The organism is Streptomyces sp. 63XJN7_1_ISO-PGPR-S23-121 (genome assembly GCF_056173025.1).
Window position 1 is genome coordinate 6,911,929 of the sequence record NZ_CM149653.1, and the last position, 15,850, is coordinate 6,927,778.

Sequence of the window (15,850 nt, forward strand, 5' to 3'; positions counted from 1 at the left end):
CGAACCGCTTTGTCGCAGTAACCCACAGTTGGCCCATCCTCGCGAGCGTTCATACGGTGCGTACCGAATGATGGCGTCACGACGGCGGAACCGTCTCATTTGGTCTACACCACTGTGGGGACGGCCGCCAAACCGCCTCCCGCCCGAGGGGACTTCCAGGCGGCCGGACGCAGACCGGATGGAGGCCGGATGAGTGCCGAGAGCGCGGTCGGTCCTGCGCGCGCCCGCTGGAACAAGGGGTTCCAGGGCCTGCAGAAGATGGGCCGCAGTCTCCAGTTGCCGATCGCGGTCCTGCCCGCCGCGGGCATTCTCAACCGGCTGGGGCAGCCGGACGTGTTCGGGGCCGACGGCCTGGGGTGGACGGACGTCTCGAAGGTGATGACGGGCGCGGGCGGCGCCCTGCTCGACGGTTCGCTGGGGCTGCCGCTGCTGTTCTGCGTGGGCGTGGCCATCGGGATGGCGAGGAAGTCGGACGGTTCGACGGCGCTGGCGGCGGTGGCGGGGTTCCTCGTCTACTTCAACGTGCTGCGGCAGTTCCCGGAGGACTGTCCGGAGGGGTCGAAGGCGATCACGCAGGTCGGCTGCCAGGTGACCGACGGTTCGGGCACGGTGACGGCGTTCGTCTTCCAGAACCCGGGGGTGTTCGGCGGGATCGTGATGGGGCTGCTGTCGGCGTACTTCTGGCAGCGGTTCCACCGGACGAAGCTGGTGGACTGGCTGGGCTTCTTCAACGGCCGGCGGCTGGTGCCGATCATCATGGCGTTCGTGGCGATCGCGTTCGCGGCGCTGTGCCTGTGGGTGTGGCCGCCCATCGGTGACGCGCTGGAGAGCTTCAGCGACTGGCTGAACGGGATCGGCGCGTGGGGCGCGGGGGTGTTCGGGCTGGCGAACCGGGCGCTGCTGGTGATCGGGCTGCACCAGTTCCTGAACGTGCCGATGTGGTTCCAGTTCGGCAGTTTCACGAAGCCGGACGGCACGGTGGTGCACGGCGACATCAACATGTTCCTCGCGGGCGACCCGGACGCGGGCCAGTTCACGTCGGGCTTCTTCCCGATCATGATGTTCGCGCTGCCGGCCGCGGCGCTGGCCATGACGCACTGCGCGAAGCCGCACCGCCGCAAGGAGGTCGGCGGTCTGATGCTGTCGGTGGCGCTGACGTCGCTCGTGACGGGCATCACCGAGCCGCTGGAGTACTCGTTCCTGTTCGTCGCCCCGGCCCTGTACGCGGTGCACGCGGTGCTGACGGGGGTGTCGATGGCGGTGACGTGGGGGCTGGGGGTGCACGACGGGTTCAGCTTCTCGGCGGGGCTGATCGACTACGTCATCAACTGGAACCTGGCGACCAGGCCGTGGCTGATCATCCCGATCGGCCTGTGCTTCGCGGCGGTGTACTACGTGGTCTTCCGGTTCGCGATCACGAAGTTCGACCTGAAGACGCCGGGGCGCGAGGCGGAGGACCAGGTCGAGGACGTCACCAAGGTGTAGACCTCACGTATCCTGGGTGCGTGGTCTCGCGAAGGCCCCCGGACTTCTCGTCCGGGGGCCTTCGACGCGCTCTCCGGGGGTCTGACCTGGGCGGCTCGATCGGCACTGCGCGTAGTGCCGCGGTAGCGGAAGAGCGGGTTCCTCACGCGGCCTCCATCGTGCTACAACAGGTCTACACCACTGAGTGGTTTAGACCTGCGAGGACGCCGTCCCCTATCTTCCCGTGCGACCGGGCGGCGCGCCCTGTCCCCCCTGGAGGATGTTGTGACCACGCCCAGTGCCGCGCCCGCGGCCGAGAAGAAGAAGGGCGCCGGCGTGATGTCTGTACTGCAGCGCATCGGCCGCAGCCTGATGCTGCCGGTCGCGGTGCTGCCCGCCGCAGCCCTGCTGGTGCGCCTCGGCAACTCCGACATGCTGGGCCGTCCGGAGTTCCCCACGTTCCTGACGAAGATCGCCGGGTTCATGGCGGCGGGTGGCAACGCCATCCTCGACAACATGGCGCTGCTGTTCGCCGTGGGTATCGCCATCGGCTTCGCCAAGAAGTCGGACGGCTCGACGGCCCTCGCGGCGGTCGTGGGCTACCTGGTGTTCAAGAACGTGCTGGCCACGTTCACCGACAAGAACCTGCCGCAGGTGGCGCAGGTCGTCGACGGCAAGGTCGTCATGACGGACGCGCCGGTGGACGCCAAGGTCCTCGGCGGCGTGGTGATGGGCATCGTGGTGGCGCTGCTCTACCAGCGCTTCTACCGGACCAAGCTGCCCGACTGGGCGGGCTTCTTCGGCGGCCGTCGGCTGGTCCCGATCCTGTCGGCCTTCGCGGGCCTGATCCTCGGCATCGTCTTCGGCTACATCTGGCCGGTGCTCGGCACTGCCCTGCACGGCTTCGGCGAGTGGCTGGTCGGCTCGGGTGCCGTCGGCGCGGGCATCTTCGGGGTCGCCAACCGTGCGCTGATCCCGATCGGCATGCACCACCTGCTCAACTCCTTCCCGTGGTTCCAGGCAGGCTCGTACGAGGGCAAGAGCGGCGACATCGCCCGCTTCCTGGCCGGCGACCCGACCGCGGGCCAGTTCATGACCGGCTTCTTCCCGATCATGATGTTCGCGCTGCCGGCCGCCTGCCTGGCGATCGTGCACTGTGCCCGCCCCGAGCGCCGCAAGGTTGTCGGCGGCATGATGTTCTCGCTCGCGCTCACCTCGTTCGTCACCGGCGTGACCGAGCCGATCGAGTTCACCTTCATGTTCATCGCGCCAGTGCTGTACGCCATCCACGCGGTCCTCACCGGTGTCTCGATGGCGCTGACCTGGGCGCTGGGCATGAAGGACGGCTTCGGGTTCTCGGCCGGCGCGGTCGACTTCTTCCTGAACCTGGGCATCGCGAACAACCCGTGGGGCCTGGCCCTGGTCGGCCTGTGCTTCGCAGCCGTCTACTACGTGGTCTTCCGGTTCGCGATCACCAAGTTCAACCTGCCGACGCCCGGCCGGGAGTCGGACGAGGAAATAGCCGAGCTGCAGAAGGCAGAGGGCAGGTAGCCCGCACGCACCTCACACGGCGGCGGGGCCCGGTCCAGGTGACCGGGCCCCGCCGCCGTTCTCGTACGTCAGATCCGGTACACCGCGCCCGGCGCCGCCACGTCCACCGGGCCGTCGTAGACCTCGCGGGCGTCGGCCAGGTTCACCTGCGGGTCGGTCCACGGCGGGATGTGGGTGAGGACCAGGCGGCGGGCACCGGCCCGGCTCGCGCTCTCCCCCGCCTCGCGCCCGTTGAGGTGCAGGTCGGGGATGTCCTCCTTGCCGTGCGTGAAGGCGGCCTCGCACAGGAACAGGTCGGCGTCCCGGGCGAGTTGGTCCAGCACGGGGGTGACGCCGGTGTCGCCCGAGTACGTCAGCGACCGGCCGCCGTGCTCCACGCGGACGGCGTAGGCCTCGACGGGGTGGGCGACGCGCTCGGTGTGCACGGTGAAGGGGCCGACCTCGAAGGTGGACGGCTTGACCGTGTGGAAGTCGAAGACCTCGCTCATGGACGAGGCGGAGGGAGTGTCGGCGTAGGCGGTGGTGAGCCGGTGCTCGGTGCCCTCGGGTCCGTAGACGGGGAGGGGATCGCAGCGGCCGCCGTCGTGCCGGTAGTAGCGCGCCACGAAGTAGGCGCACATGTCGATGCAGTGGTCGGCGTGCAGGTGGCTGAGGAAGATCGCGTCGAGGTCGTAGAGACCGCAGTGGCGCTGCAGCTCGCCCAGGGCGCCGTTGCCCATGTCGAGGAGCAGCCGGAAGCCGTCGGCCTCGACGAGGTAGCTCGAGCAGGCCGATTCCGCGGACGGGAACGACCCCGAGCAGCCGACGACGGTGAGCTTCATGAAGCAGAAACCTCCGCTGGCGGGTATGGAGAGACGGGGGTCGTGCGGTCCGTCGAGCGTAAGGCGCAAAACCTCGGGTCGCTCCTCCGCCAGGGGCCGTTGTGGGCGAACTCACCTGTGCCGTCACCGGTTCGGCTGGAAGTGGGGCGCCTTGGGCCACTGAGGGGCGCGCGGTGCGGGCGCGCGCCGGTAACGTCTGCGGTATGGACACGTCCTGGTGGCTCGCCCTCGCCGCGGTGGTGCTTCTCGCGCTCGTGGCCACGGTCGTCGACGGCTGGGGCCCGGGGCGGCGGCGGCCCGTCGGCAGCCGGCGCCCGCCGGGACGCCCCCGGGGCCCGCGCGACCGGGCCGTGCGGCCGCGGCCGGCGGAGATCTGGTGGGCGAACGTGCCCTTCGAGGACGTCCGGGGCGCGAAGGACCGGCCCTGTCTGGTGATCGCGGTGCGCGGACGGCAGGTGCTGGTCGCGAAGATCACCAGCAGGCGCCGGGAGGGGCGCCCCGGGGTGATCCCGCTGCCGCCCGGCTCGGTCGGGGACGGACAGGGGCGGGCCAGTTACCTGGAGACGGACGAGCTGCGCCGGGTCCCGGTGGGGGACTTCCGGCGCCGGGTGGGCGAGGTGGACCCGGCCCTGTGGGACCAGGTGCGGCACCTCGCCCGGTGAGACGTCAGGCCCAGAGCTGGCCGTGGAGGGTCTCGATGGCCTCTTCGGTGGTGGCGGCGGTGTAGACGCCGGTGGAGAGGTACTTCCAGCCGCCGTCGGCGACGACGAACACGATGTCCGCGCTCTCCCCCGCCTTGACCGCCTTCCTGCCGACGCCGATGGCGGCGTGCAGGGCGGCACCGGTGGAGACGCCCGCGAAGATGCCCTCCTGCTGGAGGAGTTCGCGGGTGCGGGTGACCGCGTCGGCCGAGCCCACCGAGAAGCGGGTGGTGAGCACGGAGGCGTCGTACAGCTCGGGCACGAAGCCCTCGTCGAGGTTGCGCAGGCCGTAGACCAGGTCGTCGTAGCGCGGTTCGGCGGCGACGATCCTGACGTCGGGCTTGTGCTCGCGCAGGTAGCGGCCGACGCCCATGAGGGTGCCGGTGGTGCCGAGGCCGGCCACGAAGTGGGTGATCGACGGCAGGTCGGCGAGGATCTCGGGGCCGGTGCCGGCGTAGTGGGCGCCGGCGTTGTCCGGGTTGCCGTACTGGTAGAGCATCACCCAGTCGGGGTGCTCGGCGGAGAGTTCCTTGGCGACCCGCACGGCGGTGTTGGAGCCGCCCGCGGCCGGGGAGGAGATGATCTCCGCGCCCCACATGGCGAGGAGGTCCCGGCGCTCCTGCGAGGTGTTCTCGGGCATCACGCAGACGATGCGGTAGCCCTTGAGCCTGGCGGCCATGGCCAGCGAGATGCCGGTGTTGCCGGAGGTGGGCTCGAGGATGGTACACCCGGGGGTGAGACGGCCGTCCTTCTCCGCCTGCTCGATCATGTGCAGGGCGGGGCGGTCCTTGATCGAACCGGTCGGGTTGCGGTCCTCCAGCTTGGCCCAGATGCGGACGTCGTCGGACGGCGAGAGCCGCGGCAGGCGCACCAGGGGGGTGTTGCCCACCGCGGCCAGCGGGGAGTCGTACCGCATCCCGATCAGGCCATACCGCCGGCGACGGCCGGCAGGATCGTGATGCTGTCGCCGTCGGCGAGCTTGGTGTTGACGCCGTCGAGGAAGCGGACGTCCTCGTCGTTCAGGTAGACGTTGACGAAGCGGCGCAGCTGGTCGCCGTTCGCCTTGTCGATGAGTCGGTCCTGAATGCCCGTGTGCCGGGTCTCGAGGTCGGCGAAGAGCTCGGTGAGGGTGTCCCCGTTGCCCTCCACCGCCTTCTGGCCGTCGGTGTACTGGCGGAGGATGGTCGGGATACGGACCTCGATGGCCATGGCTGAGGGCTCCTGTCGGAAGGTGTCGTGGGTTCGGTGGGGCGCGCTGCGGCACGCGGCGGCCCGCCGCGGCTCACGGCCGGACGGCGGCAGCGGACGATCAACAGATGGCGCTGTTCAGCCTGCACAGGTCGACGTGCAGCCGCGCCACGAGCAGCGTGCCCGGCGGCTTTTCGCTCACGTCGAGAAGAACCATGAACTCATCGTATCGATTCCCGGTCCGGCCCCCGGAGTGTGATCTCATCCTCCGGACGTTTTTCATCCGCGATACGAGATCAGTACGCCTCCACCACCTTGACCTCCTCCTCCGTGACCTCCCCTTCCAGGATCCGGAACGAGCGGAACTGGAAGTCGCCCGCGCCGTCGGTGTCCGCGGTGGAGACGAGGACGTAGTGGGCGCCGGGTTCGTTGGCGTAGGTGATGTCGGTGCGGGAGGGGTACGCCTCGGTGGCCGTGTGGGAGTGGTAGATGACCACCGGCTCCTCGTCGCGGTCGTCCATCTCCCGGTAGAGCTTGAGCAGGTCCTGCGAGTCGAACTCGTAGAAGGTGGGCGAGCGGGCGGCGTTGAGCATGGGGATGAACCGCTCCGCGCGGCCGGCGCCCACGGGACCGGCCACCACGCCGCACGCCTCGTCGGGGTGGTCCTCGCGCGCGTGGGCGACGATCTGGTCGTACAGGGCCTGGGTGATGGTCAGCATGCGGCCAGCATAAGCAGAAGGGCCGATCCGTACCGGTGGGTGGTACGGATCGGCCCATATGCCGGACATCCGGGGAGGAGAGGTCAGCCGATCTTCTCAAACTCCGGCTCGCCGCGGCGGTCGGTGATCCGCGGGTTGCGGGCCTTGAGCACGAACCAGCCGATGCCCAGGGCGGCGGCCCAGCCCGCCATCACGTACAGGCAGATCCGCGAGTCGGCGTCGTAGGCGATCAGGCCGGTGACGAAGAGCAGGAAGGCGATGGCGACGTAGGAGAAGACCGAGCCGCCCGGTGCCGGGAAGGAGGAGGCGGGCAGCCGCCCCGCGACCACGTGGCGGCGGTAGAGGACGTGGCTGACCAGGATCATCAGCCAGGTCCAGATGCCGGCGGCGGTGGCGACGGAGGTGACGTAGCCGAAGGCCTTCTCCGGGACGATGTAGTTCAGCACCACGCCGATGCCCATGAAGAAGACGGAGACCGTGATGCCGAACGCCGGGGTCTTGGTCGACGACAGCCGGCTGAAGACCCTGGGCGCCTCGCCGTTGTCCGCGAGGGTGCGCAGCATCCGGCCCGTGGAGTACATGCCGGAGTTGCAGGAGGACAGGGCGGCGGTGAGCACGACGAAGTTGACGATGCCTGCGCCGGCCGGGATGCCGATGACCGCGAACGCCTTGACGAAGGGGCTGACACCCTCGGCGAACTCGGTCCACTTCACGACGGCCAGGATGACGGTGAGGGCGCCGACGTAGAACAGCGCGATGCGCCACGGCAGGGTGTTGATCGCCTTGGGCAGGGTCTTCTCGGGGTTCTCCGACTCACCGGCGGTGACGCCGACCAGCTCGACGGCGAGGTAGGCGAACATGACGCCCTGGAGGGTCATCAGGGACGAGCCGATGCCCTTGGGGAAGAAGCCGTCGAACTCCCACAGGTTGGAGACGGCGGCGGTGTCGCCGGCCTGGCTGAAGCCGAGGGTGAGCACGCCGACGCCGATCACGATCATGCCGATGATCGCGGTGACCTTCACCATCGAGAACCAGAACTCGATCTCGCCGAAGAGCTTCACCGAGATCAGGTTGGCCGCGAACAGCACGACCAGGAAGACCAGGGCGGAGACCCACTGCGGGATGTCCGGGAACCAGTAGTGGATGTAGATGGCGGCGGCGGTGAGCTCCGCCATGCCGGTGACCACCCACATCAGCCAGTACGTCCAGCCGGTGAAGTAGCCGAAGAAGGGGCCGAGGAACTCGCGCGAGTACTCGGCGAAGGAGCCCGAGACGGGTCGGTAGAGCAGGAGCTCGCCGAGCGCCCGCATGATGAAGAAGATGACCACGCCCGCGATGGCGTACATGAGGATGATGCTGGGGCCGGCCTTGGCGATGTTGGCCCCGGCTCCCAGGAAGAGGCCGACGCCGATGGCGCCGCCGATGGCGATCATCTGGACCTGACGGCTGCCGAGCCCGCGCTCGTATCCCTCTTCGGGGGCCTTCTCCGTGTCGACCTGCGCAGAGGTCATGTGTGGTGCGCCTTTCTCCATGCCGACCCGGGCCTGTCGTCGGCCGCGGATCGGGTCTCGATCCCCCCGGATGATGGAGCTGAGCGGGCCTCGCGTACCGCTCGTGCCTGGCCGGCGGTCCGCCGGCTCGGTGGCGCACCCGGCCGAACATTCGGGTGGTGTTCGCCGGGCGGTCGTGAAGATTTACCACGGCCGCAGCACTGATCACAGGGGGCGCCTGTGACGTGTCCCACAGGCAGAAGCGGACAAAAGGACGCCGGAGGGTGCAAAGAAGGGCGCGGGTTTGACGCGATCGTTATCCGGATTTGAGGCTCCGCTGAGCGGACAGATGAGCCTCACCGACCGGGACGGATCAGGGCATAAGGGTCGCGACGAGCGTCTCCTGGAGCCCGCCGAGCCACAGGTACGCCATGACCATCGGCTTGCGCGGGTCCTCGTCGGGGAGCCGGAAGAGGAGGTCGGAGTCGTCCTCGTCGGCGATCTCCAGCCGGGAGCCGATCGCCAGGCGCAGGTCGTTCAGGGCACCCAGCCACTGCCGGGACTCGTCCGGCGACAGCTTCAGCACCGCGCCGTCCTCGCCCGCCGACTCGGACGCCAGGGCGTCCAGGGCGCGGATCACCGCCAGCGCGTTCTCACGCTTGCCGGCGCGCAGGTCGTTCTCGGTGTAGCGGCGGAACTCGGCGGAGTGCGCCCGCCGCTCCTCGGCCTCCCGGGCCTGCGGCGTCTCCTCGGGATCCCCGTAGGCGTCCGGGAACAGGCGGCGCAGCACCGGGTCGGAGGGCGGCTCGCTGGGGCCCTCGGCGAAGAGCTCCGCGAGCGGGTCGTCGGAGGCGTTCTCGGCGGGGCCGGGGCCGATCAGCTCCAGGAGCTGGACCGCCAGCGAACGGATGATGGAGATCTCGACGTCGTCGAGGGCGACGGCCGCGCCGCCGCCGGGGAGCGGTTCGAACTGTCCGGGCATGGAGGTGATTCAGCTGCTTCCGTCCTGCGGGCGGGCGTCGGTCATTTCCGGTCCTGCTGGAGAGTGGCCCACAGGCCGTAGCCGTGCATGGCCTGCACGTCCCGTTCCATCTCCTCGCGGCTGCCGCTGGAGACGACCGCCCGGCCCTTGTGGTGGACGTCGAGCATGAGCTTGGTGGCCTTGTCCTTCGAATAGCCGAAGTACGCCTGGAAGACGTAGGTCACATAGCTCATGAGGTTGACGGGGTCGTTGTGCACGATCGTCACCCAGGGCACGTCGGGCTCGGGTACGGCGAAGACCTCCTCCGCCGGCTCGGTCTTCTCGATCTCCATGGGTGCGGCTGCCGTCACAGAGCCCATGCTGCCACCACAGGGGGGCACCCGCACAAACGGGCCCGCGGGCCGCGCCGCGCGACCCCAAATCGTCAGACTGACGAAATGGGGGTAGCATCTGTCGTCGTACTGAAACCCGCCCGGGGACCTTCCCCGGAGCCCCGGCCTGCCCGGGGACGCCCGGAAAGTCACAGCTAGGAGAGTTCGGTGGACGTAGGGGACCTTGGGCTGCCGGTGGACGTGCCCTCCACGGCGCTCTTCACGGACCAGTACGAGCTGACCATGCTCCGGGCCGCCCTGGAGGCGGGCACGGCGGGGCGGCGGAGCGTGTTCGAGGTCTTCACCAGGCGACTGCCGAACGGGCGCCGCTACGGCGTCGTGGCGGGCACCGGCCGGGTGCTGGACGCGGTGGAGAACTTCCGCTTCGACGCCGGTGTCCTGCGCTTCCTGCGCGAGAAGGACATCGTCGACGACGCGACCCTGGACTGGCTCGCCGACTACCGCTTCAGCGGCGACATCTGGGGCTACCCGGAGGGCGAGGTGTACTTCCCCGGCTCGCCGATCATGCGGGTCGAGGGCACCTTCGGCGAGTGCGTGCTGCTGGAGACGGTGCTCCTGTCCATCCTCAACCACGACTCGGCGATCGCCGCCGCCGCCTCCCGCATGGCCTCGGCCGCCGGTGACCGGCCGCTGATCGAGATGGGCGCCCGCCGCACCCACGAGCTGGCCGCGGTGGCCGCCGCCCGCTCCGCCTACGTCGGCGGTTTCGCGACCACCTCCGACCTGGCCGCCGGCTTCCGCTACAACATCCCCACCGTCGGCACCTCCGCCCACGCCTTCACCCTGCTGCACGACACCGAGCGCGACGCCTTCCGGGCACAGGTGGACGCCCTCGGCGGTGACACCACGCTGCTCGTGGACACCTACGACGTCGCCGAGGCCGTCCGCACGGCCGTGGAGGTGGCCGGGCCCGGACTGGGCGCCGTGCGCATCGACTCGGGCGACCTGCTGCTGGTCGCGCACCGGGTGCGGCAGCAGCTCGACGAGCTGGGCGCCACCGGGACGAAGATCGTCGTCACCTCCGACCTGGACGAGTACGCCATCGCCTCGCTGGCGGCGGCGCCCGTGGACGCCTACGGCGTCGGCACCCAGCTCGTGACCGGGTCCGGGCACCCCACGGCCTCCATGGTCTACAAGCTGGTCGCCCGTGCGGAGTCCGGCGACGCCGGGGCGCCGCTGGTGCCGGTGGCCAAGAAGTCCAGCGGCGGCAAGACCTCGATCGGCGGCCGCAAGTGGGCCGCCCGGCGCCTGGACTCCGCCGGCCACGCCGAGGCCGAGGTCGTCGGCACCGGTCCGGTCCCCGCCGGCCTGGCCGACCGGCAGCTGCTGGTCCAGCTCGTCAAGGGCGGCGAGGTCGTCGCCCGCGAGCCGCTGGACGTCGCCCGGGACCGGCACGCCGCCGCGCGCGCCAACCTGCCGCTGTCCGCCACTCAGCTCTCCCGGGGGGAACCGGTCATTCCGACGGAGTACGTCCACGAGGGCTCGGGTAGCTAATGCTGGTGCGACGCGACAAGGCCCGCACCACCCGTCCGACCACGTCCCCCCTGCCCCCGCCGACCCCGTAGTCGACCCAGTCGAAGGACACCGCCCATGCGCCGCGCCCTGATCGTCGTAGACGTGCAGAACGACTTCTGCGAGGGAGGCAGTCTCGCGGTGACCGGCGGTGCCGACGTGGCCGCCGCCATCACCGAGCTGATCGGGCAGGCGCCCGCCGGCTACCGCCACGTCGTGGCCACCCGGGACCACCACATAGCGCCCGGCGGCCACTTCGCCGACAACCCCGACTACGTCCACTCCTGGCCGGCGCACTGCGTCGCCGGCACCGAGGGCGTGGGCTTCCACCCGAACTTCGCCCCCGCCGTCGCGTCCGGCGCCATCGACGCCGTCTTCGACAAGGGGGCGTACTCGGCGGCCTACAGCGGCTTCGAGGGCGCCGACGAGAACGGCACGTCGCTCGCCGACTGGCTGCGGGACCGGCAGATCGATGAGGTCGACGTCGTCGGCATCGCCACGGACCACTGCGTCCGGGCCACCGCCCTGGACGCCGCCCGGGAGGGCTTCCGTACGCAGGTGCTGCTCGACCTGACCGCCGGAGTCGCCCCGCGGACGACCGAGCGGGCGCTGGAGGAGCTGCGGGCGGCGGGCGTGGAGCTGTCGGGGAAGCCGGTCGTCCAGTAGGCCGCCCGTCCTAGGTCTGTGCCGCCGGGCGCCCGAGCAGGGCCCGGATCGGGTGCCACAGCTCCTGGACGAGGGCCCCGCCGACGGGGGCCGTGCGCCATATGAGGCCGTCGGGGTGGTGCAGGACCGCCGTGATCTCGTCCGGGGTGGGCGGTGCCGCGTTGCCCCGCAGGTAGACCGCGCGCAGCCCCAGATTGCGCAGCCTGGTCAGGGCGCGCGCCCGGTTGCGGGCGTGGACGAGGACGCGGACGTTGCCCTCGGCGGCGGGGCTGGGCAGGTTCAGCGCCACCACCACGGTGCCGTTCGGCAGCTTGCAGAAGCCTCCTGCGGCCATGCGGTCATACCCCCGTGTCGGTCGGTGCGGGTTCCGGTGTCAATAAGCGAGCCACAGGACGCACCTAAACACGGATCGGCGACGACCCGCCAGGGGGTCGCCGCCGATCACGCGCTGACCTGCGCAGATGCTACTTACCTACCTGCGGAGCCCACCTCGAGCTCGATCGTCGAGCCGTCCTTGGCCTCCTTGAGGATCTTGACCTGCGTGTTGGTGTCAGTGATCTTGACACCGCCGGTCGGGTTCGCCGGGTCGTAGTAGGTGTTCTTGCGGTCGTTGAAGACCGAGACGCCCTTCGAGCCCGGGAAGTACTTCGCCACGTCCGCCTTGTGCAGCGTGATGGCGTCCGTGCGGTACAGGCTGAACGGCGAGTCGTACGCCTGGATGCGGTTGCGCATCAGGGTGCCGTCCTTCCACTTCATCGCGGTCGGGTGCGAGTCGATGGGCAGGACCAGGCCGGTACCGGGGTGCTGGCTGGTGTTGTTGTCCGCCTGGGAGGTGTCCCACTTCCAGATCAGCAGGCCGTTCTGGTACGGGTAGTGCTCCACCCAGTCCGGACGCTCCGTGAAGCCGAAGTTGTACGGACCGGTCTGCAGCGTCTTGTCGTACGACACGTACTGCCGGTTCTCGGCGATGTAGTACTGCGCGTAGTCCTTGGTGAAGGACGCGCCCTGCCGGGTGAAGCCGTTGGCGGTCCACGCGGCGTCCGCCGTCTCGACGTCGTCCGTGAAGACGACGGCGCCGTCGGCCGTCAGCGTGATCTCGTCGGCGGCGAAGCCCTTCATCGCCAGACCACCGTCGGTCTGGTAGCGGAAGCGCAGGTCGAACTTCTTGCCGGCGTACGCGTCCAGCGGGTAGACGAGCTTGCCGTAGGCGTCGACGGAGGCGCTCAGCGCGGGCTTGTCACTGCCGTCGCGCTCGATCGGCCGGCCGTCGAACGTGCCGTCGAGGGCCGTCCAGTTGGCGCCGCCGTCGGTGGACACCTCGGCGTAGAGGTAGTCGTAGTTGGCCTCGATGTCGTACCAGGCGTCGAGGGACAGGGCGGCCGACGTCTTGCCGGTCAGGTCGACGCTGCGGGTCAGCGTGTTCTTGAGGTCGTCACCGCTGCCGCTCCACCACTGGGTCTGGCCCTGGGCGGGGGGAACGATCTCGGTGGTGACCGCCTTCTTCGGCAGCTCGACGACCAGGCCCTGCTTGTGCTTGGTGTTGTACTCGGCCAGGCCCAGCTTGTGCCAGGAGTTGACGCCCGCCTTGGCGGTGTCGTAGTTCAGCCAGCCCAGCTGGAGCTTGTCCCAGGCGTTCATGTCGCCGGGCAGGTCGCCGATCTCGTTGCGGCCGGTGCCGAGCCACGAGCCGGACGACATCAGCGTCCAGAAGCCGGTGGAGTTGTCGCCGCCGGCGGTGTCGTAGAGGTCCGGCAGACCGAGGTCGTGGCCGTACTCGTGGGCGTAGACGCCGAGTCCGCCGTTCTCCGGCTGGATGGTGTAGTCGCCGACCCAGATGCCGGTGCTGCCGATCTGGGCGCCGCCGAGCCGGTTCTGCGCCGGGCCGGTGGCGCCGGCGTCGGTGCCGAAGGCGTACCAGCGGTGGGCCCAGATCGCGTCGGTGCCCTGGACGCCGCCGCCCGCGGACTCGTCCTCGCCGGCGTGCACGATCTGGAAGTGGTCGATGTAGCCGTCGGGCTCGTTGAAGTCGCCGTCGCCGTCGAAGTCGTAACGGTCCCACTGGTCGAAGCGGGCGACGTCGGCCTGGATCTGGGCGTCGGTGCGGCCGGCCGCCTTCTGCTGGGCGACCCAGGCGTTCAGACCGTCGCTGACGACGTTCCACACGCTCGGGCAGTTGGTGTCGCCGCAGGCGTTGTTGCCGTACCGGGCCTCGTTGTACGGGACCTTGACCCAGTCGGACACCTCGCCGTCGACCGAGTAGCGGCCCGAGGACTGCTTCTCGTAGTACGTCTTGACGGAGTTGACGCCGCTGCCGGAACCGAAGTACAGGTCCTGGTAGTGCTGCTGGTCGTAGTCCTCCTGCCAGGCCGTGGAGTTGTCCTTCTTGCGGTTCGGCTTGGCTATCTGGTTGTGCAGCGGGCCGGCGTCGCCGCCGTAGCGGCTGTCGACCTTGTCGCCGAACTCGACCAGGATGGTGAAGATCTTGTCGGTCTTCTCCCGGCCCAGCTCGACGTACTTGGCGTCGCCCTTCTTGCTCTTGAGCTGGACGACATTGGAGCCGTCCTTCTTCCTGACCGAGGCCTTGCCCGCGATGACCTGGTTCAGCGCCTCCTGACGCTGCGCCTCCTGGGTCTTGCTGAGCGGGCCGTCGAGGTCGTGCGAGTCCACGCCCGTGGCCGGGTGCGGGTCGTTGCCCTCCGAGGCCGCCGGGCGGACGGGTACGTCCGCGTACGCCACGGTGGCGGTGGAGAGCGTGGCGCCCGCCGCAGCGAGCGCGACGGCGGTGGCCGCCGTTCTGAACGTCCAGGATCTACTGGTCACTTGAGTTCCTCCCCCGCGTCCACGCGCGCGGATCGGGGGACCAGGGCATGGCAAAGTCCGCGCACACGTGCTCAACGCGTGTATTCAAGTGACGACATTTGACTAGAGGTTCGCGGGAAAAGACAGACCTTGACTTGAGCAGAACAAGTGCACTATGCGGAGTCGCCGTTCGCTTTGCGGACACCGGCCACGGCCCGCGGGCGCGTGGGAGGGGTCCCGTGTCCGACACCATGAATCCGTGCGCCCCCCGTGCATCTGCCCTGTCGGTTAGGTCACGCTTACTATTTGTTCCACTCGGGCACACAGCCCGTTAGAGTCGTCTGGCGGAACGCCCGGAGGTCGGCGGAAAACCAGGCTGACAGCCGGTTCTACCCACAGATTGCCTTCCGAGGACACGATGGCCATGCCCCGTCCGACCGCCGCCCAGTTCGCCTACGGTTCGTGCACCGTGATCGTCTCGACGCTCGCCATGCTGCTGCTGTCACGGACTAGTTCGGGTCCGGGAGTCGCCGTCGTCGCCGTCGCCGCCCTCGCCCTCGGGTTGCTGGTCGCCATGACGGTCCCGCAGCCGAGGACCCGCCCGGTGGCCGCCGTACGGCCCGCCGCGACCGGCGAACCGGCGCGGACCGCCTCCAGGATCCACGCGACGGCCGGCGAGTCGCGGGGCCGGGCCGCCTGACCACGGGCCCGGCGTCCCTCAACGGGCGCTGACCACCACGGTCTTGGCCGCCTTGTCGTGCAGGCCCTGTTTGTAGGGCTTGTCGAAGAAGCTCCAGCCGCCCGCGATGATCGTCCACACACAGGCGCAGCAGAACGCGAACGGGATCCACAGCACGAGCGCGCGGATCAGCGACGTCTGCACGGAGGGCGTGGCGCCGTTGTCCAGGTTGGCCACCCGCATCCCGAGCCACCTCTTGCCGAGCGTCTGGCCGGTGCGGGAGATCCAGTAGGTGTCGTAGGCGACGTAGAGCACGGCGGCGATCAGGGACTGCCCGAAGGATTTGCCGACCGAGGCGTCGTCGCCGTTGACCTGGTACTCCTGGACGTTGAAGGCCCAGCTCAGCAGCCAGACCACGATGCCCACGAGGATCATGTCGATGATGCGGGCGAGCGTACGCCGGCCGCTGTCCGCGAGCGGCGGCATGCCGGCCAGCGGGTCGGAGGGGTAGGAGCCGCCGCCGTACGGGTCACCGCCGTAGGGACCGCCGCCGCCGTAAGGTCCGCCTCCACCGGAGGGCGGCGGCTCGCCGCCCCCGTACGGCGGCGGGTTGTCGTACGGCGAGCCCGCGCCCGGACCCTGGCCCGGTCCGTGGGGCGGGGGAGGCTTCCTGAACGGGTCGTCCTCGGGCGGCTGCCCGCCGGGGCCGTGGGGCGGTTCGCTGCTCATGTCCCGAGTGGACCTCGGACCCTTTTACGGCGCATCCGCCGAGGGGCCGTCCGGTGGACGGGGGTGCGACGTTCGGTGGACGGGGGTGCGGGTTTCGTCGGCGGTGCGGGTGGTGTGTGGCTGGTCGCGCAGTTCCCCGCGCCCCTTTCAGGGGCCG

17 protein-coding genes are annotated in these 15,850 nt (G+C 69.8%); 6 read left to right on the forward strand and 11 right to left on the reverse strand.

Annotation, left to right across the window (positions count from 1 at the left end; all coding sequences use genetic code 11):
- Positions 1-189: 189 nt before the first annotated feature.
- Both AC0VYN_RS30990 and AC0VYN_RS30995 read left to right on the forward strand, forming a co-directional pair.
- The gene (locus AC0VYN_RS30990; protein ID WP_475533638.1) at positions 190-1,485 is read left to right on the forward strand and encodes a PTS transporter subunit EIIC; all 1,296 of its coding nucleotides are present in this window, start codon (positions 190-192) and stop codon (positions 1,483-1,485) included.
- A gap of 264 nt (positions 1,486-1,749) precedes the next feature.
- Positions 1,750-3,015 (forward strand): PTS transporter subunit EIIC, encoded by a 1,266-nt coding sequence (locus AC0VYN_RS30995; protein ID WP_475533639.1) that lies wholly within the window; start codon positions 1,750-1,752, stop codon positions 3,013-3,015.
- Positions 3,016-3,083: 68 nt separating this feature from the next.
- Here AC0VYN_RS30995 and AC0VYN_RS31000 read toward each other — a convergent pair whose 3' ends face one another.
- Positions 3,084-3,836, reverse strand: coding sequence for an MBL fold metallo-hydrolase (locus AC0VYN_RS31000; RefSeq protein WP_475533640.1), 753 nt, complete (start codon positions 3,834-3,836; stop codon positions 3,084-3,086).
- Positions 3,837-4,039: 203 nt separating this feature from the next.
- On the opposite strand from AC0VYN_RS31000, the gene AC0VYN_RS31005 reads away from it, so the two are divergent.
- The gene (locus tag AC0VYN_RS31005; protein WP_475533641.1) at positions 4,040-4,498 is read left to right on the forward strand and encodes a type II toxin-antitoxin system PemK/MazF family toxin; all 459 of its coding nucleotides are present in this window, start codon (positions 4,040-4,042) and stop codon (positions 4,496-4,498) included.
- A gap of 4 nt (positions 4,499-4,502) precedes the next feature.
- Here the strand turns inward: AC0VYN_RS31005 and AC0VYN_RS31010 are convergent, their stop codons facing one another.
- From AC0VYN_RS31010 to clpS, 7 genes are all read right to left on the reverse strand, one after another.
- Complete coding sequence (locus tag AC0VYN_RS31010; protein ID WP_475533642.1) at positions 4,503-5,453, reverse strand: PLP-dependent cysteine synthase family protein; 951 nt, start codon at positions 5,451-5,453, stop codon at positions 4,503-4,505.
- A 5-nt stretch (positions 5,454-5,458) separates the two neighbouring features.
- Positions 5,459-5,746 (reverse strand): MoaD/ThiS family protein, encoded by a 288-nt coding sequence (locus AC0VYN_RS31015; protein ID WP_475533643.1) that lies wholly within the window; start codon positions 5,744-5,746, stop codon positions 5,459-5,461.
- A gap of 100 nt (positions 5,747-5,846) precedes the next feature.
- Complete coding sequence (locus AC0VYN_RS31020; RefSeq protein ID WP_475533644.1) at positions 5,847-5,942, reverse strand: putative leader peptide; 96 nt, start codon at positions 5,940-5,942, stop codon at positions 5,847-5,849.
- A gap of 79 nt (positions 5,943-6,021) precedes the next feature.
- The gene (locus tag AC0VYN_RS31025; protein WP_475533645.1) at positions 6,022-6,444 is read right to left on the reverse strand and encodes a M67 family metallopeptidase; all 423 of its coding nucleotides are present in this window, start codon (positions 6,442-6,444) and stop codon (positions 6,022-6,024) included.
- Positions 6,445-6,527: 83 nt separating this feature from the next.
- Positions 6,528-7,955: an amino acid permease gene (locus tag AC0VYN_RS31030; RefSeq protein ID WP_475533646.1), complete on the reverse strand. Its 1,428-nt coding sequence runs from the start codon at positions 7,953-7,955 to the stop codon at positions 6,528-6,530.
- A gap of 352 nt (positions 7,956-8,307) precedes the next feature.
- A complete protein-coding gene (locus AC0VYN_RS31035; protein WP_475533647.1) occupies positions 8,308-8,916 on the reverse strand; it encodes a DUF2017 domain-containing protein in 609 nt (202 codons plus the stop codon).
- 41 nt (positions 8,917-8,957) lie between these two features.
- Positions 8,958-9,275, reverse strand: a complete 318-nt coding sequence (clpS, locus tag AC0VYN_RS31040) for an ATP-dependent Clp protease adapter ClpS (RefSeq protein WP_385461416.1) — start codon at positions 9,273-9,275, stop codon at positions 8,958-8,960.
- A gap of 180 nt (positions 9,276-9,455) precedes the next feature.
- Between clpS and AC0VYN_RS31045 the strand changes: the two genes are divergently transcribed.
- Positions 9,456-10,802 (forward strand): nicotinate phosphoribosyltransferase, encoded by a 1,347-nt coding sequence (locus tag AC0VYN_RS31045; protein ID WP_475533648.1) that lies wholly within the window; start codon positions 9,456-9,458, stop codon positions 10,800-10,802.
- Positions 10,803-10,898: 96 nt separating this feature from the next.
- Positions 10,899-11,486 carry a nicotinamidase gene (locus AC0VYN_RS31050; protein ID WP_451688185.1) on the forward strand — a complete coding sequence of 196 codons (588 nt, stop codon included), beginning with the start codon at positions 10,899-10,901 and terminating at the stop codon, positions 11,484-11,486.
- Between the two features lie 10 nt (positions 11,487-11,496).
- Here the strand turns inward: AC0VYN_RS31050 and AC0VYN_RS31055 are convergent, their stop codons facing one another.
- The gene (locus tag AC0VYN_RS31055) at positions 11,497-11,820 is read right to left on the reverse strand and encodes a hypothetical protein (protein ID WP_385461425.1); all 324 of its coding nucleotides are present in this window, start codon (positions 11,818-11,820) and stop codon (positions 11,497-11,499) included.
- Positions 11,821-11,954: 134 nt separating this feature from the next.
- Positions 11,955-14,306, reverse strand: a complete 2,352-nt coding sequence (locus tag AC0VYN_RS31060; RefSeq protein ID WP_475533649.1) for an immune inhibitor A domain-containing protein — start codon at positions 14,304-14,306, stop codon at positions 11,955-11,957.
- A gap of 397 nt (positions 14,307-14,703) precedes the next feature.
- On the opposite strand from AC0VYN_RS31060, the gene AC0VYN_RS31065 reads away from it, so the two are divergent.
- Complete coding sequence (locus AC0VYN_RS31065) at positions 14,704-14,985, forward strand: hypothetical protein (protein ID WP_475533650.1); 282 nt, start codon at positions 14,704-14,706, stop codon at positions 14,983-14,985.
- An 18-nt stretch (positions 14,986-15,003) separates the two neighbouring features.
- On the opposite strand, the gene AC0VYN_RS31070 is transcribed toward AC0VYN_RS31065, so the two are convergent.
- Complete coding sequence (locus AC0VYN_RS31070) at positions 15,004-15,693, reverse strand: RDD family protein (protein WP_475533651.1); 690 nt, start codon at positions 15,691-15,693, stop codon at positions 15,004-15,006.
- Positions 15,694-15,850: the final 157 nt, after the last annotated feature.

What these genes read in the sequence shown, in the direction of transcription:
- AC0VYN_RS30990 (WP_475533638.1), top strand. Translation starts at nt 190, where the DNA reads ATGAGTGCCGAGAGCGCGGTCGGTCCTGCGCGCGCCCGCTGGAACAAG.
- AC0VYN_RS31000 (WP_475533640.1), bottom strand. Translation starts at nt 3,836, where the DNA reads ATGAAGCTCACCGTCGTCGGCTGCTCGGGGTCGTTCCCGTCCGCGGAA.
- AC0VYN_RS31005 (WP_475533641.1), top strand. Translation starts at nt 4,040, where the DNA reads ATGGACACGTCCTGGTGGCTCGCCCTCGCCGCGGTGGTGCTTCTCGCG.
- AC0VYN_RS31010 (WP_475533642.1), bottom strand. Translation starts at nt 5,453, where the DNA reads ATGCGGTACGACTCCCCGCTGGCCGCGGTGGGCAACACCCCCCTGGTG.
- AC0VYN_RS31015 (WP_475533643.1), bottom strand. Translation starts at nt 5,746, where the DNA reads ATGGCCATCGAGGTCCGTATCCCGACCATCCTCCGCCAGTACACCGAC.
- AC0VYN_RS31020 (WP_475533644.1), bottom strand. Translation starts at nt 5,942, where the DNA reads ATGGTTCTTCTCGACGTGAGCGAAAAGCCGCCGGGCACGCTGCTCGTG.
- AC0VYN_RS31025 (WP_475533645.1), bottom strand. Translation starts at nt 6,444, where the DNA reads ATGCTGACCATCACCCAGGCCCTGTACGACCAGATCGTCGCCCACGCG.
- AC0VYN_RS31030 (WP_475533646.1), bottom strand. Translation starts at nt 7,955, where the DNA reads ATGACCTCTGCGCAGGTCGACACGGAGAAGGCCCCCGAAGAGGGATAC.
- AC0VYN_RS31035 (WP_475533647.1), bottom strand. Translation starts at nt 8,916, where the DNA reads ATGCCCGGACAGTTCGAACCGCTCCCCGGCGGCGGCGCGGCCGTCGCC.
- clpS (WP_385461416.1), bottom strand. Translation starts at nt 9,275, where the DNA reads ATGGGCTCTGTGACGGCAGCCGCACCCATGGAGATCGAGAAGACCGAG.
- AC0VYN_RS31050 (WP_451688185.1), top strand. Translation starts at nt 10,899, where the DNA reads ATGCGCCGCGCCCTGATCGTCGTAGACGTGCAGAACGACTTCTGCGAG.
- AC0VYN_RS31055 (WP_385461425.1), bottom strand. Translation starts at nt 11,820, where the DNA reads ATGGCCGCAGGAGGCTTCTGCAAGCTGCCGAACGGCACCGTGGTGGTG.
- AC0VYN_RS31065 (WP_475533650.1), top strand. Translation starts at nt 14,704, where the DNA reads ATGGCCATGCCCCGTCCGACCGCCGCCCAGTTCGCCTACGGTTCGTGC.
- AC0VYN_RS31070 (WP_475533651.1), bottom strand. Translation starts at nt 15,693, where the DNA reads ATGAGCAGCGAACCGCCCCACGGCCCCGGCGGGCAGCCGCCCGAGGAC.